Source organism: Salinivibrio sp. ML290 (assembly GCF_001995695.1).
GTDB classification, from domain to species: domain Bacteria; phylum Pseudomonadota; class Gammaproteobacteria; order Enterobacterales; family Vibrionaceae; genus Salinivibrio; species Salinivibrio siamensis.
Genome location: NZ_MUEY01000015.1, coordinates 66388 through 90817 on the forward strand (window position 1 = coordinate 66388; position 24430 = coordinate 90817).

The window sequence follows — 24430 nt, forward strand, 5'->3', positions numbered from 1 at the left end:
CTCGGTCGGGGAAGAGGCCCCCATATCGTACGCGCGATACGGGGGCAGGGGGTTAGTCTAGCTTAGGTCCGGCTGAGACCAGCGCGGCTCCTTCGGGGGTGTCGGTATATTTTTCAAAGTTATCGATAAAGCGTTGTGCCAGATCGTTGGCTTTGCTTTCCCACTGAAGGGGATCGACATAGGTGTCACGCGGGTCAAGAATGCCGTCGCTCACTTCGTCGAGTGAGACGGGCACTTCCAAATTAAAGATTGGAATTGACTTGGTCTCCGCTTTTTCGATGGAGCCATCTAAAATCGCATCAATGATCGCACGCGTATCCTTGATGGAGATCCGCTTGCCTGAGCCGTTCCAGCCAGTGTTGACCAAATAGGCTTCCGCGCCGGCGGCTTCCATGCGTTTGACCAACACCTCTGCGTACTTGGTCGGATGCAAGGTCAAGAAGGCGGCACCGAAGGCGGCGGAAAACGCTGGTGTGGGCTCGGTAATACCACGCTCAGTGCCCGCGAGCTTAGCCGTAAAACCAGATAAAAAGTGGTACTTGGTTTGCTCTGGCGTCAGCTTAGACACCGGGGGCAGCACACCGAACGCATCCGCCGACAAGAAAATCACCTTGTTGGCATGCCCCCCTTTTGATACCGGCTTAACGATGTTATCGATGTGGTAAATTGGGTAGGAGACACGGGTATTTTCTGTTTTGGTGTTGTCGTCAAAGTCGATGGTGCCATTGCCACGAACGGTAACGTTTTCCAGCAATGCATCACGGCGAATGGCGTTGTAAATATCGGGTTCTGCTTCTTTCGAGAGCTTGATGGTTTTCGCGTAGCACCCGCCTTCGAAGTTAAACACACCATGGTCGTCCCAGCCGTGTTCATCATCACCAATCAGCTGGCGTTTGGGATCGGTAGAGAGGGTGGTTTTGCCGGTGCCGGATAAACCAAAGAAGATGGCGACATCACCGTCTTTACCCATGTTCGCCGAGCAGTGCATCGAGGCGATATCTTGCAGTGGCAAGAAGTAATTCATCATCGCGAACATGCCTTTTTTCATCTCGCCGCCGTACCAGGTACCGCCGATGAGCTGCATGCGTTCGGTGAGGTTGAATACGGTGAAGTTTTCCGAGTTCAAACCTTGCTCGCGCCATTTGGTGTTGACACACTTGGCACCGTTCATCACCACAAAGTCGGGCTCAAAGTCTTTCAGCTCTTCATCGGTTGGGCGGATAAACATGTTTTTCACGAAGTGTGCTTGCCACGCTACCTCGGTGATCACGCGAATACGTAATCGGGTATTTGGGTTGGCGCCACAATAGCCATCAATCACAAACAGGCGCTTGCCTGATAATTGATCAGTGACGAGGGCTTTCAGATCTTTCCATACCGCTTGGTCAATCGGCTTGTTGTCGTTTTTGCCTTGATCAGACCACCAAATGGTATCGCGGGTGGTGTCATCGCGGACGATGTACTTATCTTTTGGTGAGCGGCCGGTAAAAATACCCGTATCTACCGCCACCGCGCCGAGCTCGGTCACCACGCCTTTTTCGTAGCCTTCCAGCCCAGGTTTGGTTTCTTCCTCGAACAGTTGCTCATAAGAGGGGTTACGGATGACTTCTTTGACATTTTCCAGACCATGACGGGAAAGATCGATGTCAGCGACCTCGGGTTCGACGTTCAGGACAGTCATAGGTGCTCCTTGGGGTAAGATGTTGTTAACTGTCTTTGTGCTAGCAACCTGAATATGTGATTTCAGGGACTGACTCCATATAAGACTGCACACTGGGGTTATTTTGATTGTAGGGTACGGACCACCAGGTGCCATGTCATAGACATGGTAACGCTTAGTTAATCGTTTGCGCTACCCAAAGACCTATTATTGTTTGTACAAAAATAATGCGAGAAAAAATGTGAGTTAAGTCGGGTAGGAATAAGAAAAAAGCCAGCATAATGCTGGCTTTTGAACTCCGTCAGGTGGATTTGCTTCGGAGCGCTAAAAATGTAGCACGCTGTTACTGCATTTGTGAGGAAGAATCCGCGTTTTGCTCGAAAATAGCTGCAACATCAACACTATCGAAAGCGTAGTCTGTGCCACAATAATCACAATGCAAATGAATTGTTCCCATTTCAGCCACCATTTTATCCACTTCGCTACGCTCAATGGCGGCGATCGCGCTGGCACTGCGCTCACGTGAGCAGCTGCATTTGAATACCACCTCTTGCGCTGGATACAGCGTGACTTTTTCTTGGTGGTACAAACGATACAGCACATCTTTAGCAGACAGGCTAAATAGCTCTTCGTTTTTAATGGTTTCAGTCAACTGAGCCAGATGCTCGAAGTCGCTGTTGTCGCCTTTGCCATCTGGCAGGATTTGCAGCATCATCCCAGCCGCATGGGGCTTACCGTCGTGCTCACCCGTGCGCAACCAAAGGCGAGTCATCAGTTGCTCGGAACGGGCGAAGTAATCTTCAAGACAGGCTTGTAAGTTGTCAGACTCAAGACCGACAATCCCTTGATAGCGTTCACCATCGACAGGCTCAATGGTGATGATGAGTTGGCCTTTGCCCATCATCTCCGGCAGGGTTGCATCGTCTTTGACTTCGCCCTTGACGCGAGCCGTTCCCCGCAGCTGCTGGTGGTGATCCCCATTAATCACCGCGAGAGAGACAGGCCCATCGCCTTGCAGTTGCACTGTGATTGAGCCGTTAAACTTGAGCGTAGCGGTCAATAAGCTGGTCGCGGCGAGCATCTCTCCCAGCAAGGCATTGACCGGCGCCGGGAAATCTTGGTTTTCCAATATGCGCTGATAGGTGTCATCGAGCTTGACCAGCTCACCACGAACAGACACATCTTCAAATAGGTAACGGTGTAGTTGATCGTTTGACATGCAATCTCTCTCCGGCAATGGCGCGAATGCGACCTTAATCTATGCCTTGTTTAAATTTACGAATATCTCGGCGTTGCTTTTTATCCGGCCGCCCATCAGGACGTGGGTTGTGTGCATTTAAGCGACGCATTTCTGACTCGTGCTCGCGCTTGGCGAGGCTGCTCTCGGTTTCTTTATACAAGGTTTGCGCGATCGGCGCCCCCTGCCGCTGCTCCGAAAGCGCCATGACAGTGACGGTTTTTTCATCATTGCCTTGGCGAAGGCGGATCTCTGCTCCGACTTCTACCATTTTACTCGGCTTAGCACGTTGGCCATTGTACTGCACTTTGCCCCCGTCAATCATATTGCGCGCAATGGAGCGCGTTTTGTAAAAACGGGCAGCCCATAGCCATTTATCTAACCTGACCGCCATCAAGGGCGTTGATGCGTGGTTTTTCATCATCCAACTCCTGCGCAATCTGGATCGGCGACATTAGCACAAAATTTACTTTAGAGCAGTATCACAGCATCGTGGTTCCGCTGCCCGTCCAGTCGATGACTTCGATAAAATACCGGTCTATGACTGAAAAAGTCTCACTATCACACAGTGTTTTTGCTAGTATGCCCAGCTTTTCGTAATCTAATGATGGAACTTGCTGGCAAAAAAAGCCATCAATGGATAAACGGTGACCCAAATTGGTTTAAAAGGCATGATCTCTCAGGCAGGACGCCAACATAATCGCTTCTCTTTGTCGCCACACACACTGCGTCGCGCTGCCCCTTGGCTCAATATTGGCCTAGCCTGCGTGCTCGCATGGTTGGCAGGTCGTCTGGTGTGGGCTTTTTATCAGCCTGCGCCTCCTACGCAGTCGCCTGTGATGCACGAAGCGTCCACCTCTCAATCCCCCGGGAACAGGCTGTCTCTTGCACCTGTGATCAATGCCCAGCTTTTCGGGCGTTATCAAACCTCAAAGGCGCAGCGTCGACAAGCAGTGAGCGAGGTGCCGGAAACACGCTTGCAATTAACCTTGGTAGGGGTGGTGGCCAGTGACCAACCATCCCGCGCGTTGGCGGTGATCGCCAATCGCGGCCAGCAGGCCACCTATGGGGTGGGTGAGCAGGTGAACGGCACCCAAGTCAGTATTGACCAGGTGTTGTCAGATCGGGTGATCTTACGCCAGGGGACACGGCGAGAGGCATTGTTGATGCCAGGCGTAGAGGCGGATAGCACGCCGCAAACCGTCTTTTCACCGTCAAAAGGGGAGGTGGCGCCCCCAAAGCCCGCTCCCCATGAGACAGCCAGCGCTGACTGGCCGGTCAATCTTGCGCAGCAGCTCAATCAAAATCCTCAGCGTCTATTTGATTATGTGCAGCTCGCGCAAGTGGGTGATGCCAAGGCGCTGAAAGGCTTTCGTCTCACCCCTGGGAAAAACCCGGTGTTGTTTGAACAATCTGGCTTGCAACCAGGAGACATCGCGATTGCGATTAATGGCCTCAAGCTCAGTCGTTCGGTGGCACTGCCCGACATTCTCAGTCGCATTCAACAACAGGGCACGCTTGATCTGGTGGTCGAGCGGCAAGGACAGCAACATGACATCTCGATTCAATTATAAATTACAACCACCGCTGCGCGCGGCAGTAGGAGCGTGACGTGAATTTAAGGCAACGACTGATCCCCTATTTCATCGCTGTGACTTTTCTTTTCTCTGGGCTGTCGGCGAGCGCGGCGGAATTCAGTGCATCATTTAAAGGCACTGACATTCAGGAATTTATTGAAATTGTGGGCCGTAACCTAGAAAAGACCATCATTGTCGATCCCTCCGTGAGAGGCACGGTCAACGTCCGCAGCTACAACACGTTGACCGAAGCGCAGTACTACCAATTTTTCCTCAATGTCTTGGAAGTATATGGCTTTGCCGTGGTGGAAATGGATAACGGTGTCGTCAAGGTGGTACGCGACAAAGATGCCAAAACGTCGCCCGTGCCTGTGGTGGGTGAAGCCGATAACGTGGTGGGCGATGAAGTTGTCACGCGTGTGGTCGCGGTAAAAAACGTTTCGGTGCGTGAGCTGTCCCCTCTTTTACGTCAGCTTATCAACAATGCCGGCGCCGGCAATGTGGTGCACTACGATCCGGCTAATGTGATCATGATTACCGGACGCGCCGCGGTGGTGAATCGCTTAACCGATATTATTCAACGTGTTGACCAAGCCGGTGACAAAGAGGTTGAGGTTGTGCGCCTAGAGCACGCCTCTGCCGCTGAAATGGTGCGTATTGTCGATGCACTGAATGAGCGGGACAATGCCAATACGCGCCCTGAATTGCTTGAACCGCGTATTGTCGCCGATGAACGTCTAAATGCGGTCTTGGTTTCGGGCGAGCCAAAAGTGCGTGAGCGGGTGAAAAAACTGATCCGACAGTTGGACAAAGAGATGGCGACGACCGGGAATAGCCGAGTTATTTACTTGCGCTATGCCAAAGCCGATGATGTGGTCGATGTGCTCAAAGGGGTGTCGGATAATCTGCTGGAAGAAAAAGAGAAAAAGAGCAAGCCAGGCTCGACACAACAGGCGGTGCAGATTTCTGCCCACCAAGGGACCAATGCGCTGGTGATCACCGCGCCGCCCGATATATTGAAAACCCTTGAGAGCGTGATTTCTCAGCTTGATATTCGCCGTGCGCAAGTCTTGATTGAAGCACTGATTGTAGAAATGTCCGAATCCGATGGGGCCAATTTAGGGGTGCAATGGGGGTCGCTCGAAAACGGCGGCATTCAGTTTAATAACACAGGGGTGGGGATTTCGAGTTATCTTGGCGGCCAAGAAGCCACCAAAGATAGAACACGTACCGAAACTCGAATCATCGATGGAGTTGAAACGCCAGTCGAAGTGACTGAATCGGGTGATTACTCGGCGCTCAATGAAGTCTTGGGGGGGCTAAATGGCCTCGCGGCTGGGGTGATCATGGGCGATTGGACGGCATTGGTGACAGCAGTGGCCTCGAACAATGAATCCAATATTCTGTCTTCGCCCAATCTGATGGTACTGGATAATCAAGAAGCCTCGTTTGTGGTGGGGGAAGAGGTACCCGTCATCACCGGCTCGCAAACTGGCTCGAATAACGATAACCCGTTCCAAACGGTCGAGCGTAAAGATGTTGGCATCAAGCTGAAGGTGACCCCTCAAATCAATGAAGGATCGGCGGTGCTATTGGATATCGAGCAGGAGGTGTCTAACGTACTTGGCGCGAGTGGTGCTGTGGATGTGCGCTTTGGCAAGCGCCAGTTGACCACTTCCGTGATGGTAGGCGACCAACAGATGATTGTGCTAAGTGGTTTGATTGATGAACGCACGGTAGAGAGTGAGTCCAAGGTCCCTGTACTGGGAGATATTCCCGTGCTAGGTCACTTGTTTAAATCGACCTCGACTCAGACTGAAAAGAAGAATCTGATGCTGTTTATCAAGCCGACCATTATTCGTACCGGCTTAACGGCGGATGGCGTGACGCAGCGTAAGTACAACTATATTCGAGCTGAGCAGCTGTTACGGGCACAAGACGGCGTGAAGCTGATGCCGGATGCCGAAAAGCCGGTGCTGCCAGACTATGACAGCGAGGCAGTGATGCCTGCCGAGGTACGCGCGCTAAAAGCGGAGCTAGCAGGATGAGTGATCGCGCGACAGAGCTCAGCCGAGATCCGGACGCTCGTTGGCAGTTGCCTTTTGGCTTTGCCCGCCGTCATGGGGTGATATTACTCAATGACACTGAGCCTGCACGCCTACTGTGTTTGTCGTCTGTGACACCGAACACCCTTGCCGAGGTTCAACGGGTGTTAGGAAAAAGTTGTGCCCCTGAAATTGTGTCAAACAGTGACTTTGACCAACATCTCACCCGTTTGTATCAACGCGATAGCGCAGATGCTCAACAGCTAATGGCCGATATTGGCGCGGATGCAGACAGTGATGATTTTTTCTCTCTCGCGGAGGAGTTGCCTCAAAGTGAAGATCTGTTGGAATCGGAAGATGACGCCCCGATCATCAAGCTCATAAACGCGATGATGGGGGAAGCGATCAAAGAAAGTGCGTCTGATATCCACATTGAAACCTTTGAGCATGCGTTATCGATTCGTTTCCGTGTTGATGGTGTGTTACGAGAAGTCCTCTCTCCGAGTCGTAAACTAGCGCCGCTGTTAGTCTCTCGAGTGAAAGTCATGGCCAAGCTGGATATTGCCGAAAAGCGCGTGCCGCAAGATGGTCGTATTTCAGTCCGTATAGGTGGCCGTGCGGTCGATGTGCGGGTGTCGACCATGCCTTCATCACACGGTGAGCGTGTGGTGATGCGTTTACTCGATAAGAATGCCGTACAACTTGATTTAGCCCAACTTGGCATGGCACCAGCGCTTCACCAAGGTTTCCGAGCCCTTATTCACAAGCCTCATGGTATCTTACTGGTCACCGGGCCGACCGGATCGGGGAAATCCACCACCTTATACGCAGGGTTACAAACCATTAACAGTGAGGATCGGAATATCCTCACCGTTGAAGATCCGATCGAGTTCGATCTGGCCGGTATTGGCCAGACCCAAGTCAACCCGAAAGTCGATATGACCTTCGCTCGCGGTTTGCGTGCGATGTTGCGTCAAGATCCTGACGTGGTGATGGTGGGGGAAATTCGCGACTTAGAAACCGCGCAAATTGCGGTTCAAGCCTCCCTGACCGGCCATTTGGTGATGTCCACATTACATACCAACACTGCCATTGGTGCGGTGACGCGCTTGCGCGATATGGGGATTGAGCCTTTCTTGCTTTCATCATCGCTACTTGGTGTATTGGCGCAGCGCTTGGTCCGTACCCTGTGCGAACACTGCCGAGTGCCCTATCAAGCCGACGCAACGCAGCAACAATTGTTTGCAGATGTGGGGCTTGCCAATCAAGGCGAAACCATCACCTTATATAAACCAAGTGGTTGCGAGCATTGTCACCAAAAAGGCTACCGCGGCCGCACAGGGATCCATGAGTTGTTGACCGTGGATGAGAACGTACAAGCACTGATTCACCATGATGCCGGTGAGCATGCCATCGAGGAGGCGGTGCGGGCGCAAAGCCCCAGTATCCGCTATGACGGCTTGGCCAAAGTGCTGAACGGGGAAACCACCCTGGAAGAAGTGATGCGAGTGACCAAGGAGAGTTAATGGCTGCCTTTGACTACCAAGCACTGGACGCACGAGGGCGCAAACGCAAGGGCGTGATTGAAGCCGATACGGCACGCCAAGCGCGGCAACAATTGCGCGACAAGGGCTTTACTCCCCTCGATGTCCAGGCCACTACCCGTAAGCGTGCGACACAAAAAAGTTCGGCTTCTCAGCCGCTTTTTCGTCAGCGCGGGCGCGGTATTAGCACCCAGGAGCTGTCACTGATCACCCGTCAGTTGGCGACCTTGATTGAGGCGGCGATGCCTCTGGAGGAGTGCTTAAAAGCGGTGGCAGAGCAGGCCGAGAAGCCGCGAATTGGCAGCATGATGACCAGTGTGCGCGCGCGAGTGATGGAAGGGTATACACTCGCCGATGCGTTGGCGGATTACCCCAATGTCTTTGACGAACTCTACCGGGCGATGATTTCAGCCGGTGAAAAAGCGGGCCACTTGGGCACCGTCCTCGAACGCCTTGCGGACTATGTGGAAAACCGTCAACGCATTCAAGCCACTTTGTTGCAAGCCATGCTGTATCCGGCGATTTTGACATTTTTCTCGGTACTGATTGTCGCCTTCCTGTTGGCAACGGTAGTGCCTGATATCGTTGGTCAATTTGTCCAAACCGGGCAATCACTGCCCGCATCAACCCAATTTCTCTTAAACGCCAGTGACTTTATCACTCAGTGGGGCGTGTGGGTGCTCGGTGGGCTGGTTCTTGTCAGTATGGGGATTCGTCTATTGCTGAAAGACACCCAGCGTCATCTTGCCTGGGATAAGCAAAAGCTCGCGTTACCGATACTGGGTCGAGTGGCGCGCGGATTGAACACATCACGCTTTGCTCGGACATTGGCGATTTGTACCGCCAGCGCAATCCCATTGTTGGATGGGATCAAGGTCGCTGCGCAAGTGATCACTAACCAATATGTGCGCAAGCGGGTATTAGAAGCGGCCGATAAAGTGCGCGAGGGGGCCAGCTTACGTGTTGCGCTCGACCAGTCAGGGCTGTTCCCTCCCATGATGCTACATATGATTGCTAGCGGTGAGCGCAGTGGCGAGCTGGAGCCGATGCTCTCACGCGCAGCCGATAACCAAGACAAAGATTTTGAGGCGCAAGTCAATGTTGCCCTGGGAGTATTTGGCCCGTTAATGATTGTAATGATGGCCGGGTTAGTGCTTTTTATCGTGGTGGCCACCTTGATGCCAATTATTGCCATGAATGACATGGTCGGTTTGTGATTTTATGAATTTTAACAAGGAGAAAGAAATGCGTCGTCAACAAGGTTTCACGTTGCTCGAAGTCATGGTGGTGGTGGTGATTATTGGCCTGCTAGCCAGCTTTGTTGCCCCAAATTTGCTGGGCAACAAAGACAAAGCCGCGGTGAAAAAAGCGGTGGCGGATGTCAGTGCGCTTGAAAATGCGCTGGATATGTACAAATTGGATAACAATCAGTACCCCACCACCGATCAAGGCTTAGACGCGCTAGTGACCCAGCCACAAAGTGATCCGGTCCCCCGTAACTACCCCGCGCAAGGTTACATCAAACGTCTGCCGCAAGACCCGTGGAACAATGACTATCGCTATGTCAGCCCAGGCGAGCACGGTGTTGTTGATATCTTTTCTTTAGGCGCTGATGGCCAAGAAGGTGGGGAAGGGGTCAACCAAGACATTGGTAACTGGAACCTCAACGAGCTGCAATAACATGCGTCAAGCGGCCGGCTTTACCTTATTAGAGATCCTGCTGGTGGTCGTCATCGTCGCGGTGAGCACCTCAGGCGTGATAATGGTTATGCCTGAGTCGGCGGACACCCGCACACAAGAAGCCGGGCAAGCACTGTATCAGCGGATGAAGCTGTGGGCAGAGCAAAGTTGGTTGGAAGGACGCACCTATGGCGTGCGTATCGAACAACAGCGCTATCAACTTTTAGTGTTGGGACAAGAGCAATGGCAACCTGTTAGCAGTGACCGCTGGGCGACCCAAGGCCGCCTGCCAGAGCAAAGCCGCTTTGTCTTAACTATGGATGGCTTTGGTTGGCAGCAACAAGATAGGTTGTTCGAGGATAAGCCGCTGTTTGAGGATTTGTTTGACGAAGACGATGAGCAGGCGGTGGCGCCACCGCAAATCTGGCTACTGCCCAATGGTGAGCTGACACCGTTTACCCTGATGATTGAAACAGATGGCCGTGCGGCCTGGCAGCTCAAAGCGAATGAACTGGCGCAGTTTACCTGGCAGCGTGCAGGAGAGGGTGATGATGTTAGTACGCGCTAACTCGCAGCAGGGAATGACCTTGCTTGAGGTCTTAGTCGCGGTGGCGATCTTTGCCGTGGCGGCGCTGAGTGTGATGAAAGCCACTGGACAGCACACCCGCTCACTGAGTCGCTTAGAACAAAAAACCTTAGCCGCTATGGTGGCGGATAATCAACTCGCCGAGGTGGTGCTCAGCGCTAAGGTGCCAGATAAAGCCACACAAGGCACCACCGAGATGGCGGGGCAACAATGGCAATGGCAGTTGGTGCCAGTCGCCACAGAAACGGGCCAGTTACGTGCGGTTGATATGTCAGTGGCTGCCGCCGCAGAGACCGATAACCCGTTAGTGACCGTGAGGACCTATGTCGCCACGCGTTGAACGAGGATTTACCTTATTGGAAGTGCTGTTGGCGTTAGTGGTATTCGCCAGCATTAGTCTGACCGCATACCAAGTACTGCAAACCGTGCAGCGCAGTGACGAGCAGTCTCAGCAGGTGGGTGAGACCTTACAGGAACTGCAGCGCGCGTTGGTGAGCATGGACAGTGACTTTCGTCAAATGGCGGCAAGACGTCAGCGGGTCGAAGGACAAGCGCCAACAGAACAGTTGCTCATCGCGGGTTCAGAGGTATTACAAAGTGATGGGATGGGTGTGCGTTTTACCCGTACGGGCTGGATTAACCCACAAATGCGATTTCCACGCGGAGAAGTGGTAGCGGTCGGGTACCGTCAGAGAGATGGCAAGCTGGAACGCTTGCGGTGGCGTTACCCAGACCAAGCCGCGAGTGATGAACCCGCGGTGGCGACGCTGCTCAGTGATATTGATGATTTGACCTTTCGCTTCTACGTCAAACAGGATTGGCAAGACAGTTTTGATACCAAACATGCATTGCCGAAAGCCGTTCAAGTGCGCTTTACCCATCCCCGCTATGGCCGGTTAGTGCGCACTTATCTCGTGGCGGGGCAAACCTTGCCGGCACCACTGCAGCGGGAGGCACAATGAATCGTCAGCAGGGCGCCGCCCTTTTGGTGGTGATGATGATCATGGCGCTGATGACCGCGATTGCCGGAAGCATGGCGGCGCGGTTATACACCAACTACCACCGCGCCGAAAACCAGCTGCATTTTCAGCAAGCGTATTGGTTTGGCAATGCGGTTGAAGGCTTGGCGGCATCGGTATTGCGCGAGAGCTTAGCAGGCAGTGAAACGGTGAACTTTAGTCAAACCTGGGCAGAGCCCGCTCGAACCTTTCCGCTGGATGGCGGAAAAGTAAGTGGACACTTACAAGATGCGAGCGCCTGTTTTAACCTCAATAGTTTACAGTTACGTGGCGCCAAAGTGGGTGGGGCGACCCCTTATGAGGTCACCGTATTACGGGCGCTAGTGGGGCAGTATGTGGAAGAGGATTATCAAGCGGATGTGATTGCTCAGGCAAGCCGTGATTTTATTGATGAAAACAATCAGCTGGATCAGTCTCTCGGGGCGGAAGATGCGCATTATGAAAGCGTGCAGCCTGCGTATGTGACGGCGGATGCTTTGCTGGCCGATGTGAGTGAGTGGCGTGCGGTGCGCGGGGTTAATGGTGATGTGTTTCGGCGCGCCTCGCCTCAGCTTTGCGCCTTGCCTAGCGCTGAGCTTAAGGTCAATGTGAATACCTTAACCGAGAAGCAAGCGCCTTTGCTTTCAGCCCTATTTACCTCCGCGTTACCGGTGGAACAAGCCCAGCAGGTGATTGCCCAGCGGCCGGAGGAAGGGTGGAAAAGTGTGGCCGCGTTTATCGACACCTTGAACCTCACCGAGTTTGATGACGCCGAGCGAGAGCGAGTCGTGTCCCATCTCAGCGTGACCAGCGAGTTCTTTTTATTACAAGCCGATGTGCAGGTGGCCTCTGCCCAACGTCACATCCAGGCACTATTGCACTATCAAGACGATGGCGAGGTTTCTGTTTTGCGCCGTCGGTTCGGAGGAATGCGTGAGCGAGCGACTGATAATAAGGATCAGTGATGCCAGCCAGCCCATTTATTGGGCGCAGGTTCGTGCCAGTGATAACCAAGTGGTTGAGAGCGGCAGTTGTCAGCAACTGTCAGCGTTAACCGAGCAAGCACAAACGCGGCGAGTGGTGGTGCTGGTGGACAGCACGTGGCTGACATTAACCTCGGTAACATTGCCTCCAGGCTCACGGCGCCAACGCGACAAGGTGGTGCCTTACTTGCTCGAGGAAGCCTTGGCGGAAGAGGTGGAAGCAGTACATGTGAGTATTGTTGACACCCAGGCAGACACCGCACATGTCGCCGTGGTAGCGCACCAGCAAATGCAAGCTTGGCAACACGCGCTGGATGAGGCAGGCATTGATGCTCGCCAGTGGATCCCCGATGTGCTTTGTGTGCCTTGGTCGTCTGACTCGCTCTCACTCTTGGCATTGGGTGAACAGTGGCTGTGCCGTTTTAGTGCAAATCAAGGCGTGGTAGGCTCGGCGGACTGGCTCGCCTTTTGGGGGCAGACTTGGTGGCAACACCGCCAAGACAGTGAGGAAACCCTGTCACCTGAGCAGCCCGACTCTCTCACTATCAAAGGCTATGGCGACGACAAGCCACAGGCTGATAATCCCTTAAGCGCGTTACCGCTCACTGTCGAGTGGCAGTCAGATCACGCAATGCATCTATTAGCGGTGCAGAGTCATGGCGTGACGGCAAACCTATTGACCGGCGGATATCGCCCTCAAAGCCAAACCAAGCAGACACTTAGACCCTTTTTGCCCGCAGCCTGTCTGTTGATCGCCATGGCTGGATTGCTTGGCGTCGAGCAGTGGCTGTCGATTCGTGACACCCAGCAGCAAGCCCGCGCATTACGGGGACAAAGTGAAGCCCTTTTTCGCCAAACCTTGCCCGAGTACGAGCGGATCCCGACGCGCTCATACATGATGCGGCAAATGGATGCAGAGATAGCTCGGCTAGAAAACCAACAACATGATGCGGCGCTTTTACCCTGGCTGGTCGAACTGGCTCCTCTACTGGAAGATGTACCTGGTATCGAGCTCGAGTCGCTACGCTACCAAGCCAATCGAGAAGCCTTGATACTGCGAGCAACCGGCAATGATTTCGCGCAGTTTGAGCGCTTACGTGCCACCTTGAGTCAGCATTATGCGACAGACTTGGGGCAGCTTAATCGCAGTGGTGAGACGGTCAGCGGTGAATTTACCCTAAGGAGCCAATCATGATCGCACGTATTCAGTCTCAGTGGCAGTCGATCAGCTTGCGCGAGCAACGGCTCGTGTTGATTGCGGCGGGAGTGCTGCTGTTAAGTTTGCTGTATTGGGGCATCGTGGTGCCGATACAGACACAGGCGGAGCAAGCGCGCGCCGCATTGGTCAGTGAGCGAAAGGTTTACAATGAGCTACAACAAAAGCGCAATCACATCATGCAATTGCGCTCACAGTCTGGACGCAGTCGCCAAGCAGTGGCCAGTCGAAGCCAACCGCTCAACCAAGTGATCGCGGCCAGTGCGGGTGAGTTTAATCTTACCATTACACGGTTGCAGCCTGGGGAGGACAGCGTGCAATTGGGGCTCGAACCTCTACCGTTTAACCAATTACTACGGTGGATCGAGCAACTCTCTCAGCTGCATGGCATTCAAGTCGCTCGCCTGAGCACTGAAGCGACCGATACGGCCGGTGTGGTGCAAGTAACCCGACTGCAGCTGGAGCGGTAAACGATGTGGAAGAAAACGCTGATAGGGGTGGGGTGTGTATTGGTTTTCGTTGTGAGTGCGATAGTGCACGCCCCAGCAACACTACTGCGCTTAGCGCCTTTGCCGGCCGAGCTACAGCTGAGTGGGATCAACGGCACCGTGTGGCAGGGGCAAGTCAGGCAACTGCGTTGGCAAGATCAGGCTGTCGGCCCAATACAATGGGATCTCCATTGGCACCGGTTATTGACCAGCGCCACGCTGGAAGCCGCGATAAAGGTCCAAAGCCCTCAAGGTGTCAGTGGTAAAAGCGTGGTGGGCTTTAATGGCACCGAGCTAACGCTTTCTCAAACCTTGCTCTCTGCTCCCGCGCATCTGCTGACCCGTTCGGTGGCGTTGCCACCGAGTGTGGCGATTGATGGCCGGCTTGATGTGATTGTACGCGAGGCGGTGTTGGCCGAGTCAGGGTGTCAGCAGCTAGCGGGGCAGATTCAGTGGCAGCAGGCCGGACTCACCCTGCCCTCAGGGCGGCTCAATGATATTCCATTGCGTGCTTCTCTCGCCTGTGATGGCCAAGGTGTCGCGGCGCAGGGTCAAGGCGATTCCCCCTCGTTGAGTAATAAGTTTTCATTGTCAATTACACCGTCTGGGCGATACTCTGTGTCAGGATGGCTGAAGCCGGGGCCGGCCTATCCTGAGCCGATGAAAGCACCTCTCTCTTGGTTGGGTGCACCGGATAATCAAGGACGCTATCGCTTTTCTTTTCGCGGCTAACAAGGCCTGATAGGCTTATCAAAAAGGGTGGCAAATCACGATATGACGCAGCGTAAACTTCCTTACATTCAGTCTAAGCAGGTGGTCGCCACTTCTCGCTTGTTTAAAGTGGAGTCGCTGGAGCTGATTTTTAGTAATGGCGTCGAGCGTACCTATGAGCGGATGAAACCGTCGGGGCGTAATGCCGTGATGATGGTGCCGGTGACCGAATCGGGCGACCTCTTACTGGTACGCGAATATGCCGCAGGCACAGAACAGTATGAGCTAGGCTTTCCCAAAGGACTGATTGACCCGGGTGAAGCGCCCGAGCAAGCGGCAGTGCGGGAGCTGAAAGAGGAAATTGGGCAAGGTGCCCGTGAGCTAGTGCCACTAAAAGAGGTTGTTCTGGCACCGTCGTACTTTTCTAGCCGCATGACGCTGATGTTGGCACGTGATTTGTATCCAGAAAGCTTGGAAGGGGATGAGCCTGAACCGCTTGAAATCATTCGTTGGCCACTTGCCCAAGCGGAAGAGTTACTCACCCACGGTGATTTTTGTGAAGCGCGCAGTATCACCGCATTAATGATGGCGCTGAAGTACTTACAATCTGAGAGGTGAGGCATGGCATTGCCTGAGTTGTTACCCGAGGTGATTGATATTGCTCGCTCTGCGGGTCAGGTTATTTTAGATATTTACCAAGACGGTGATTTTGAAGCGATCACTAAAAGTGACCAAACCCCAGTAACCAGTGCTGATTTGGCGGCACATAAGCTGATCACGGAAAAGCTCACCGCGTTGACGCCAGACATCCCCGTATTATCAGAAGAAGACTGTGGTGTGCCATTAAGCGACCGTCAGCAATGGCAGCGCTATTGGTTGATTGATCCCCTCGACGGTACCCAAGAGTTCATTGCAGGCAGTGGTGACTTCGCCACTATTATCGCGCTGGTGGAGGACAACCATCCCGTCATGGGCGTGGTCTATGCCCCCGTCTCCGGGGTGACCTACTATGCTTGCCAAGACAAAGGGGCCTGGAAAATCACCCCAGATGGCGAAATGCATCGCATCTCGACAATGAAGCGAGAAGAGACGATTACCTCACTCTCTATCGCTATCAGTCGCCGTCAAGATATTCATGCAGTCACCGAAAAGCTGGCACCTGAAATTAATTATGATTTGGTGCCATTAGGCTCCGCGGCACTCAAAGCCTGCTTGGTCGCAGAAGGCGCGGTCGACTGTTATTTACGCCTAGGGCCGACGGGGGAGTGGGACACTGCCGCTACCCAATGCATTGTTGAGCAAGCGGGTGGACGTATTCTGAGCACAGAGCTCGGGGCCTTGTCTTACAACGAACGGGACTCATTACAGAACCCTAACTTTATTGTGTTGGGGGATGAGTCGCTCGCGTGGTCGTCGATACTGCAGGCATCGTAATGATTGACGGCACCGCCAGGTGCCGTTTTCTTTTATGACCGGTTCAGAACAAACGATTTAAGCCATTGAGGGCTGCCACCCGGTAAGCTTCGGCCATGGTCGGGTAGTTGAAGGTGGTATTCACAAAATAATCGATGGTATTCCCTTCGCCTTTTTGCTCAAAAATCGCTTGGCCGATATGAATGATTTCCGAGGCGCGCTCGCCAAAGCAGTGAATGCCTAATATTTCGCGGGTATCGCGGTGGAAAAGGATTTTTAAACTGCCGACATCCATCCCCGCGATTTGTGCGCGTGCTAAGTGCTTGAATAGCGAGCGGCCAACTTCATACGGGACTTTTTCTGCGGTGAGCTCTTGCTCGGTTTTACCCACTGAGCTGATTTCTGGAATGGTATAGATCCCCGTGGGGATGTGTTCAATCAAGCGCACGTTGGCGTTGCCTTGGCAAATGGCTTCGGCCACCACGCGCCCTTGATCATAAGCGGCACTGGCAAGGCTAGGGTAACCAATCACATCACCGACGGCATAGATATGCCCCACTTCTGTTGCGTAGCTTTCGCTATCAACGTCGAGCTGCCCACGCGAGTTAGGTGTAAGGCCGACCGAGGACAAATTGAGTTTATCGGTATTGCCTGCACGGCCATTGGCATACAGCAGGCAATCTGCTTTCATTTTTTTGCCTGACTCCAGATGCACAATCACGCCATCGTCGGTGCCCTCAATGCGCTCATAGGTCTCATCATTGCGGATCATGACACCACTGCTGCCAAAGTGATAAGACAAAGCATCAGAGATTTCGTTGTCCAAAAACGACAGCAAGCGATCACGGGTGTTGATTAAATCCACTTTGACCCCGAGCCCACGGAAAATAGACGCATATTCACTGCCAATCACGCCTGCGCCATAAATAATCACGTGGCGCGGGTCATGGGCTAACGACAAAATGGAGTCACTGTCGTAGATGCGTGGGTGGGAAAAATCCACGTCAGCGGGTTGATAAGGGCGAGAGCCGGTAGCAACCACAAAGTGATCGGCTGTATAGGTATCAGCGCTGCCATCACTATGATGCACGGTTAAGGTATGCGCATCGACAAATTCGGCGCTACCATGGAGCAGGGTACATTGGTTTCGGTCATAGAACCCTTGGCGCATACGGGTTTGTTTGCCTATGACCGATTCAGCATGGCTGAGAATGTGTGAGAAAGTACTGTGGATACTCTTGCTGTTTTGGGTGTAGATAGGGCTTTGATTGAATTCAATGATCCGGCTGACAGTGTGGCGTAGTGCTTTAGACGGGATGGTGCCCCAATGGGTACAGCCACCGCCAACGGTGCTTTCTCGCTCAATCACTGCCACCCGCTTACCCGCTTTGGATAAACCCATGGCGGCACCTTCACCACCGGGGCCACTACCTATCACGATCGCATCAAAATGATCTTGCGGGCGAGGGCTCGACTTGCTCATAGGGTTCAGACCTTATTTTCATTATTGCAACATCTATTTATGACCAGTTTAACGCTTATTATCCGTAAGGTTAACTTTCGCGAGCAAATCTGTGTTCAAATCCGCGCCGCCGCGATGGGGAACACTGCCTGGATTGGCTGATTTAAACGCTAAAATTGCGTATAGTGGCAGCATGGTGACCATGGATAGAGTGCGATGGGTATTCGAGCACAACAAAAAGAAAAAACGCGCCGTTCTGTCATTGATGCGGCGTTCAGCCAGCTCAGTGCTGAGCGCAGTTTTTCCAGCCTCAGCTTGCGCGAAGTGGCGCGAGAGGCGGGAATCGCGCCCACCTCTTTTTACCGCCACTTCAAAGACATGGATGAGCTGGGGTTAACCATGGTTGATGAGGGCGGGCTATTGCTCCGTCAACTGATGCGTCAGGCGCGTCAGCGGATAGCGGCTGAAGGCAGTGTGGTGCGTACCTCGGTCGAAACCTTTATGGAGTTTATCGAGAGCAGCCCAAATGTGTTTCGGTTGCTTTTGCGCGAGCGTTCAGGCACCTCTTCGGCGTTTCGTGCCGCCGTGGCAAGGGAAATACAACATTTTGTTGCTGAGTTGACCGAGTATTTACAATCTCGTACGCAGCTCACCTATGAAGAAGCGTACAATCAGTCAGAAGCGTGTGTGATTTTGGTCTTCAATATGGGTGCGGAAGCGCTTGATCTTGACCCTCACGCCCGCGCAGAATTGGCAGAGCGAATGGTGTTACAATTGCGCATGATAGCCAAGGGAGCTTACTGGTATCGAAAAGACCGTGAGCGGCGAGCCTTACAGGAAAAACTGTCATAAAACAGGTGAAGACATGGAACACGAGCAAGTGAAATCAGAACGTAAATTTTTGCTGCTGGCACTGGTTACCGGCATTTGTGGAAGTGCAACTCTCGCGACACTGTTCGTCAGTGGTGTGGCATTTTCTATTTTTCCCATTCTTGCGTTTGTACTGGCCGTGCACGCTTGCTACCAACTTCACGAACGCCAGCCGCTGACGGAAGGCACGCCGCTGATTGCGTTTGCCTGCTTCTTGGTGGGGGCATTTGGCTACTCAGCGTTTATCCGTATGCAAATGCCAGAGCTGGGCGGCAACTTCTTCTCGATTTTGGTTGCGATGGCATTAGCGTTCTGGGTCGGCCACAAACTGGGCTTTTTCAGCCGCAAAGCGAAAAACGATACCGCCTCTGACGTCTAATTGTCTCTAAAACAGCTGTGATTGAAACCCAAAAAAGGCGTCGAGAAGACGCCTTTTTTACGTTTATCCGCGCTTGCTTGCCGTGACTATTTGCGCTCTAACCACACCCCGGCTTCGGTATGGTGGGTGAACGGGAATTGATCAAACAGCGCACAGCGACTAATGCGGTGTGTTTGGCTTAGGCGCTCTAAGTTCTCGACCAAGGTCTCAGGGTTACAGGAAATATATAAAATCCGATCGTAACCTTGCACCATTTTGCAGGTTTCATCATCCATGCCCGCACGAGGGGGATCGACAAAAATGGTATTGCACTGATAGTCACTCAGTGTCACCCCTTGATCTTTTAAGCGGCGAAACTCGCGCTCGCCATTGATCGCCTGAGTGAATTCTTCGGCAGACATGCGAATAATCTGCACATTGTCGATGTTGTTAGCGGCAATATTGTACTGCGCCGATTGCACTGAGGGTTTCGCCAGCTCGGTGGCGAGAACGCGGCGAAAGTTTTTCGCCAAGGCGAGGGAAAAGTTGCCGTTCCCGCAATACAGCTCCAGCAAATCACCTTGGCTATCGCGAGTGCAATCGATGGCCCATTCCAGCATTTTCTCAGCCACCGGCCCGTTGGGTTGGGTAAAGCTGTTTTCAATTTGCTGGTAGATCAGCGTCTGACCATCGGCATTGAGCTTTTCTAAAACGTAGTCGCGGTCTAGCACTTTCTTTTGCTTGCGCGCACGGCCAATCAAATTGAGATTAAAGCCCTCATCGTTCAAACGTTGTTTAAGCGCTTGCGCGGCGCTGTCCCACTCTTCGTCTAGCTGGCGATGATAGAGCAACGATACCAAGATCTCACCGCTTAGAGTGGAGAGGAAATCAACCTGGAACAGTTTACGTCGTAAGGCGTCGTTGGGCTTGATGGCCTCCATTAATAGCGGCATGAGGTCATTGATCAAGCGGCTCGCGGCAGGAAAGGTATCAACCCGGTACTTCTGCTTGGTTGCAGGATCAAACATGATGTAATACAAGTCGTCGCCTTCATGCCATACCCGAAACTCTGCGCGCATCCGATAGTGGGTTTCCGGTGAGCGAAAGATCTCTAGCTCAGGTGCGTGAAACGGCGCGAGTTGTGCATTGAGTCGTTGGACTTTCTCAGCAAGCTGTGTGTCGTAGTCAACGGCGGTGTGAGCCTTGGTCATGATGGCTGCCTCAGCGATTGGAAAATGAGCGCAGATTTTAGACAAATCCCCAGCCATGTCCACCCTTGCTCACGATTCTCCCTTATTCAATAAGGTTATCAATGGACAATATCCATCTAGACGGCTAATATCCGAGCGTGGGGAAGTGATCCTGTCTTGCAATATGTGACGGATCACAGGAATGCGGTGAGAGCCCGCAACTGACGCGCAGCGGTATTAGAGAACGACCCTAACCGGCCTTAGGCCAGACACTGTCGCCAATACTGATTGATGGTATGCGATGGGAAGTCGTTAGCAGTAGGCGGCGAAAGCCATGCTCTTAAGTCCGAATACAGCCCACACTCGCAGCACAGTGCTGCCTATTCTCGCGATTAGGAAGGAAGATCCAATGAACAAACAGATTGTGGCGAGTCTGGTGGCGACGTCACTATTCCCCGCGGCCGCGTGGGCCGAGCAAAACACTGAAACGGTGGTGGTGACCGCCAGTCGGTTTGCGCAGTCCGATGCCTCGGTATTGCAATCAGCAACCATTTTGACGCGTCAAGACATTGCGCGCTTGCAGGCGCGAAGCCTTGTCGATGTATTGCGCACGGTGCCGAGCATCGAGATTGCTCAAAGCGGAGGTAGAGGACAAATTGCCTCTATTTTTATGCGCGGCACGGAATCAGACCACTCTTTAGTCTTGATTGATGGCATGCGTATGGCGTCATCCATTAAAGGCTCGGTAGATTTTAATCAGATCCCAGTGAACAGTATTGAACGCATTGAGATCATTCGCGGCGCACGTGCCACACTCTATGGGTCGAGCGCGATTGGTGGGGTGATCAATATCATTACCAAAACCAATAAAGAGCGAGCCAATGTTTCTGCGACCGTAGGCAGTTTGGATCATCATGCTGTTAGTGGCGCATGGGCAACAACGTTGGGCGATAACGGTCACTTTTCAGGCATCGCTGGGTATGAGTCGAATGATGGATACAATGTTCATCCGACAGCGAGCAACCGGGGTGATCAGCATGGTTTTACCGGCCGCAACGCGCAGCTTGGCTACAGTCATCGCTGGAATACATTTTGGTCGGCCGATGTGACGGGGCGCTGGTACCAGAATGAGTACGATTACGATAATTTTGGCAGCTTAAAACATGGCTGGCTAGAAAGCCAAGCACTGGCCAGCACGCTGAACTACCGCTCTGACGCTTGGAGAGCAACACTCAGCGCAGAAATCTCCCAACAAGAAAACTTCGACTATCGTCCTGGCAGTGACCGTAAAAACAATAAAACCTCAGATGTTGAGCAAGTCTCTACCTCGTTGGGACTCCAGTATCAAGCCACGGAGGATTGGCTGCTTGGTGGCGGTGTGGATTATCGACAAGACACCTTTAATGAAGGCAGCTTGATTACCAACCCCGATGATATTGCAATCAATCCGCGCGATAACCTGGGCACTTACCTTTTAACGCAATTTAGCCCAGTAGAAGCACTGTCTATTGAGGCAAGCGCACGTTCGGATGATAACGAACAATACGGACAGCATGCGACGTGGCAGACGAGTGCGGGTCTTGCGATAGCGGAAGGGTATCAATTGGTCGCTAGCTACGGCACTGCTTTTAAGGCACCAAGTCTGACTGAGCTTTACGGATGGGGCGGTAATGCAACGCTCAAGCCGGAGGAGTCGTCAAATACGGAGCTTTCGCTGCGTGGAGCAACGGCTGACGTTGATTGGTCACTCACAGGCTATATTAACAATATCGATAATATGATCGATTGGGATGCAGAGGCCAAGAAAAATCGCAATATTGGTGAGGTAACGATTAAGGGTGTTGAGCTCATTGCGAACTTTGATGTGGCATCACTCCATAACCAGCTTTCGTTGGCGTATAAAGATCCCAAAAAGGATAACACCGGTGAGCAGCTCGCACGCCGCGCCAAACGGGTGGCGAAATGGGATGCGTCGTACCAATGGGAGCGACTGCAGCTCGGTACTCAGTGGCAGTATCAAGGTGACCGTCTGGATTATTCCGGTGGAGAGATGTTGGGAAGCTATAGCCTGTGGGCGGTCACTGCATCCTATCAAGCGACCGATAACCTGACCGTGAAAGGCAAAGTCGATAATGTGTTTGATAAAGAGTACGAGACAGCGGGTGGTTATCCTGCCGCTGAGCGCGCCTATTTTATGACGTTGGACTATCACTACTAGTGATTGCTTCTCGGCGAAACTAGCTTTCTTCACGCCCTTGTCGTTATGATAAGGGCGTTATTGATTGCATGAGTGTCCCATGGCGCAGCCCAATATTTTGATTTTTGACTCTGGTGTGGGTGGCTTATCGATTTACCAGTCGGTACGAGAGCAGCTTCCTGACGCTAACTACACCTATTTGTTCGATAACGAAGCTTTTCCATACGGTGAGTTAGATGACACGCGCTTGGTCACACGGGTGGCGGCTCAAGTGCGCGCTGTGTGTGCGCATCATGATATTGATATCGTCGTCATTGCATGCAATACAGCATCGACGCTGGTATTACCGACGCTCCGTCAGCAGTTAGCGCTTCCGGTCGTGGGGGTTGTGCCTGCGATCAAGCCTGCAGCAGCGATCAGTCAGAAAAAAATCATTGGCTTACTCGCTACGCCAGCCACCGTCGCCCGCCCTTATACCGAACAATTAGTGGCGGACTTTGCCAAAGAGTGCCAGGTAGTCTCAGTCGGTACCACGGCGCTCGTGCACATGGCAGAACGCAAACTCCGGGGTGAGGCGGTGAATCAGCAAGATCTCGCGGCGATATTGCGACCGTTTAAAGGAACCGTCGATACCCTCGTTCTCGGCTGTACTCACTTCCCTTTACTGCGTGATGAAATTCAATCAGTGGTGGGTGATGAAGTCCACTTAATTGATTCGGGAGAGGCGATTGCGCGTCGCGTGGTCTCGCTGGTGAGTCTAGATAGCGACGCAAGGGCTACCGCAGCGACGTCGAAGCATTGCGCTTATGCGACGGCAACCCCTATTAAAGCCGATGCCTTGGCGGACTTTATCCGATCGATAGGTTTTACGGATGTCAGCTATTCGCCTGCTTTTTTGGCTCATTCGCTTCACGGACTTTAAGTGTCCGCTCACCATAAACATTATTATTGAGCGCATTGATAGCATCGTCGGCATGCCCGGCGGCCATCACCACAAAACCAAACCCTCGGCGTTTCCCCGTCCGCTTGTCTTTCATTAGACGAACGGCAAACACTTCTCCATGTTCGCTAAACAGCGTGCGTACATCATTTTCATTCGCACGATAAGGTAAGTTTCCAACGTATAGCGTTTTACTTTGCGGAGACTCTTCTTCTTTTTCGCTCGACGAGGTAGATGTAGATGGTGCTTGCTCTGGCTGAATAAAGTTGGGCAAAGGAAGATATAGGCAAGCCAGGCCACTAAGTATCGCACCCACAGCAAACGAGAGTGCGGGTGAGCTGACGTCCATCAGGCTGACAATAATTGCGCCAAGGACGGCGATGCAGATGACTAAAGCAAAATTAACTGGTGATTTCATAAGCGTAATTAAATAGAACGATTAAAGTGATGACATGACAACATTTCGGCAATGCATGTCGTGAAAAAGACCAAGAAAACAAGCCAGCGTTACCTTGCGGTAAAGGTCTCGTATCAATAATGTTTCAAATCGCTGGTTATTCATCATTTTAGGTGGATTATTGCTCAGTCGAAATAAAAAACGTAAAAATCCCTTGTCAGTGTGATCCGCGTCGCTATACTACGCCCCACATCGACACGGCAAGCGATTTACTGCCATGTCGAGGCAAAAAATCAAATAAAAATAAACGCTTGACGTGAGTTTTTAAAAGATTAAGATGGCCGGCCTACTTAACGCCAAGCGTTAGGGGAGTCAAAAAGAGGTTTTATTTTCACCCGGTGGGTTGAAAATAAAAGATAAAATTTCTTCTTGACTTTAACGGCAAGGCGCGTAAGATACGCAGCCCTGACCAAGCGAAGCGCAGCTTCGCAWCGTCARCGCTCTTTAACAATTTGACCTATGCAATCTGTGTGGGCACTCGTTGAGAATAGACAAAAAGATTTATTCGATGAACTGAGTGACCAAACGACAACTTTTACAGTTGTTCGGCACAGTCAATTCGTTTTTCTCTTCGGAGAGAAACAGTAATCAGTATTCATTGAGCTGAAACTTCGGTTTCGAAAAACTTAAATTGAAGAGTTTGATCATGGCTCAGATTGAACGCTGGCGGCAGGCCTAACACATGCAAGTCGAGCGGAAACGGCAGTATTGAAGCTTCGGTGGATTTACTGGACGTCGAGCGGCGGACGGGTGAGTAACGGCTGGGAACCTGCCCTGACGAGGGGGATAACCGTTGGAAACGACGGCTAATACCGCAT

24 protein-coding genes, 1 rRNA gene and 1 riboswitch are annotated in these 24430 nt (G+C 52.4%); of the genes, 19 read left to right on the forward strand and 6 right to left on the reverse strand.

From position 1 onward, the window contains the following. Positions 1–52: 52 nt before the first annotated feature. The 3 genes from pckA to hslR form a co-directional block, all read right to left on the reverse strand. Positions 53–1681, reverse strand: a complete 1629-nt coding sequence (gene pckA / locus BZG23_RS13185) for a phosphoenolpyruvate carboxykinase (ATP) (RefSeq protein ID WP_046074439.1) — start codon at positions 1679–1681, stop codon at positions 53–55. A gap of 322 nt (positions 1682–2003) precedes the next feature. Then, complete coding sequence (hslO, locus tag BZG23_RS13190) at positions 2004–2879, reverse strand: Hsp33 family molecular chaperone HslO (protein WP_046074438.1); 876 nt, start codon at positions 2877–2879, stop codon at positions 2004–2006. A 34-nt stretch (positions 2880–2913) separates the two neighbouring features. After that, complete coding sequence (gene hslR, locus BZG23_RS13195) at positions 2914–3318, reverse strand: ribosome-associated heat shock protein Hsp15 (protein WP_108743741.1); 405 nt, start codon at positions 3316–3318, stop codon at positions 2914–2916. A 226-nt stretch (positions 3319–3544) separates the two neighbouring features. On the opposite strand from hslR, the gene gspC reads away from it, so the two are divergent. Genes gspC through cysQ form a run of 14 tightly spaced genes read left to right on the forward strand, consistent with a single transcriptional unit; the run spans position 3545 to position 16159 of the window. Continuing rightward, positions 3545–4471: a type II secretion system protein GspC gene (gene gspC / locus BZG23_RS13200; RefSeq protein ID WP_077607208.1), complete on the forward strand. Its 927-nt coding sequence runs from the start codon at positions 3545–3547 to the stop codon at positions 4469–4471. Positions 4472–4527: 56 nt separating this feature from the next. Next, on the forward strand, positions 4528–6522 hold the full coding sequence (gspD, locus tag BZG23_RS13205) for a type II secretion system secretin GspD (RefSeq protein ID WP_198532180.1): 1995 nt from the start codon (positions 4528–4530) through the stop codon (positions 6520–6522). Further along, positions 6519–8045 carry a type II secretion system ATPase GspE gene (gene gspE, locus BZG23_RS13210; protein ID WP_077607210.1) on the forward strand — a complete coding sequence of 509 codons (1527 nt, stop codon included), beginning with the start codon at positions 6519–6521 and terminating at the stop codon, positions 8043–8045. The genes gspD and gspE overlap by 4 nt, the downstream gene beginning before the upstream one ends. Continuing rightward, a complete protein-coding gene (gene gspF, locus BZG23_RS13215) occupies positions 8045–9280 on the forward strand; it encodes a type II secretion system inner membrane protein GspF (protein ID WP_077607211.1) in 1236 nt (411 codons plus the stop codon). The genes gspE and gspF overlap by 1 nt, the downstream gene beginning before the upstream one ends. Before the next feature lie 4 nt (positions 9281–9284). Beyond that, positions 9285–9743 carry a type II secretion system major pseudopilin GspG gene (gene gspG / locus BZG23_RS13220; protein ID WP_046074434.1) on the forward strand — a complete coding sequence of 153 codons (459 nt, stop codon included), beginning with the start codon at positions 9285–9287 and terminating at the stop codon, positions 9741–9743. 1 nt (position 9744) lies between these two features. After that, complete coding sequence (gene gspH, locus BZG23_RS13225) at positions 9745–10311, forward strand: type II secretion system minor pseudopilin GspH (RefSeq protein ID WP_158011384.1); 567 nt, start codon at positions 9745–9747, stop codon at positions 10309–10311. Further along, complete coding sequence (gene gspI, locus BZG23_RS13230) at positions 10292–10669, forward strand: type II secretion system minor pseudopilin GspI (RefSeq protein ID WP_227486554.1); 378 nt, start codon at positions 10292–10294, stop codon at positions 10667–10669. The genes gspH and gspI overlap by 20 nt, the downstream gene beginning before the upstream one ends. Beyond that, positions 10653–11291 (forward strand): type II secretion system minor pseudopilin GspJ, encoded by a 639-nt coding sequence (gspJ, locus tag BZG23_RS13235; RefSeq protein ID WP_077607213.1) that lies wholly within the window; start codon positions 10653–10655, stop codon positions 11289–11291. Before gspI ends, gspJ begins: the two co-directional genes overlap by 17 nt. Further along, positions 11288–12292 (forward strand): type II secretion system minor pseudopilin GspK, encoded by a 1005-nt coding sequence (gspK, locus tag BZG23_RS13240; protein WP_077607214.1) that lies wholly within the window; start codon positions 11288–11290, stop codon positions 12290–12292. The genes gspJ and gspK overlap by 4 nt, the downstream gene beginning before the upstream one ends. Continuing rightward, positions 12261–13505: a type II secretion system protein GspL gene (gspL, locus tag BZG23_RS13245; protein ID WP_158011385.1), complete on the forward strand. Its 1245-nt coding sequence runs from the start codon at positions 12261–12263 to the stop codon at positions 13503–13505. Before gspK ends, gspL begins: the two co-directional genes overlap by 32 nt. After that, positions 13502–13996, forward strand: coding sequence for a type II secretion system protein GspM (gene gspM / locus BZG23_RS13250; RefSeq protein WP_077607216.1), 495 nt, complete (start codon positions 13502–13504; stop codon positions 13994–13996). The genes gspL and gspM overlap by 4 nt, the downstream gene beginning before the upstream one ends. A 3-nt stretch (positions 13997–13999) precedes the next feature. Next, on the forward strand, positions 14000–14746 hold the full coding sequence (locus tag BZG23_RS13255; protein WP_052708041.1) for a type II secretion system protein N: 747 nt from the start codon (positions 14000–14002) through the stop codon (positions 14744–14746). Positions 14747–14788: 42 nt separating this feature from the next. Then, positions 14789–15343, forward strand: a complete 555-nt coding sequence (gene nudE, locus BZG23_RS13260; RefSeq protein ID WP_046074428.1) for an ADP compounds hydrolase NudE — start codon at positions 14789–14791, stop codon at positions 15341–15343. Positions 15344–15346: 3 nt separating this feature from the next. Further along, positions 15347–16159, forward strand: a complete 813-nt coding sequence (gene cysQ / locus BZG23_RS13265; protein WP_046074427.1) for a 3'(2'),5'-bisphosphate nucleotidase CysQ — start codon at positions 15347–15349, stop codon at positions 16157–16159. 43 nt (positions 16160–16202) lie between these two features. On the opposite strand, the gene sthA is transcribed toward cysQ, so the two are convergent. Then, positions 16203–17621 (reverse strand): Si-specific NAD(P)(+) transhydrogenase, encoded by a 1419-nt coding sequence (sthA, locus tag BZG23_RS13270; RefSeq protein ID WP_077579507.1) that lies wholly within the window; start codon positions 17619–17621, stop codon positions 16203–16205. 195 nt (positions 17622–17816) lie between these two features. Here sthA and fabR point away from each other — a divergent pair, with 195 nt between their 5' ends. Beyond that, entirely contained in the window at positions 17817–18452 is a 636-nt protein-coding gene (fabR, locus tag BZG23_RS13275) for an HTH-type transcriptional repressor FabR (protein ID WP_046074425.1), read from the forward strand. A gap of 13 nt (positions 18453–18465) precedes the next feature. Continuing rightward, positions 18466–18849: a YijD family membrane protein gene (locus tag BZG23_RS13280; protein ID WP_046074424.1), complete on the forward strand. Its 384-nt coding sequence runs from the start codon at positions 18466–18468 to the stop codon at positions 18847–18849. A gap of 86 nt (positions 18850–18935) precedes the next feature. On the opposite strand, the gene trmA is transcribed toward BZG23_RS13280, so the two are convergent. Next, the gene (gene trmA / locus BZG23_RS13285; RefSeq protein WP_077579510.1) at positions 18936–20039 is read right to left on the reverse strand and encodes a tRNA (uridine(54)-C5)-methyltransferase TrmA; all 1104 of its coding nucleotides are present in this window, start codon (positions 20037–20039) and stop codon (positions 18936–18938) included. 122 nt (positions 20040–20161) lie between these two features. Then, a riboswitch (cobalamin riboswitch) is annotated at positions 20162–20393 on the forward strand. Positions 20394–20427: 34 nt separating this feature from the next. Here trmA and BZG23_RS13290 point away from each other — a divergent pair. Both BZG23_RS13290 and murI read left to right on the forward strand, forming a co-directional pair. Beyond that, positions 20428–22236, forward strand: a complete 1809-nt coding sequence (locus tag BZG23_RS13290) for a TonB-dependent receptor domain-containing protein (RefSeq protein WP_077607217.1) — start codon at positions 20428–20430, stop codon at positions 22234–22236. 79 nt (positions 22237–22315) lie between these two features. Then, positions 22316–23137 (forward strand): glutamate racemase, encoded by an 822-nt coding sequence (murI, locus tag BZG23_RS13295; protein WP_077607218.1) that lies wholly within the window; start codon positions 22316–22318, stop codon positions 23135–23137. Here the strand turns inward: murI and BZG23_RS13300 are convergent. Further along, positions 23091–23573: an RNA recognition motif domain-containing protein gene (locus BZG23_RS13300; RefSeq protein ID WP_077607219.1), complete on the reverse strand. Its 483-nt coding sequence runs from the start codon at positions 23571–23573 to the stop codon at positions 23091–23093. The genes murI and BZG23_RS13300 overlap by 47 nt on opposite strands. 667 nt (positions 23574–24240) lie before the next feature. Here BZG23_RS13300 and BZG23_RS13305 point away from each other — a divergent pair. Next, positions 24241–24430, forward strand: a 16S ribosomal RNA gene (locus BZG23_RS13305); the annotation flags it as partial.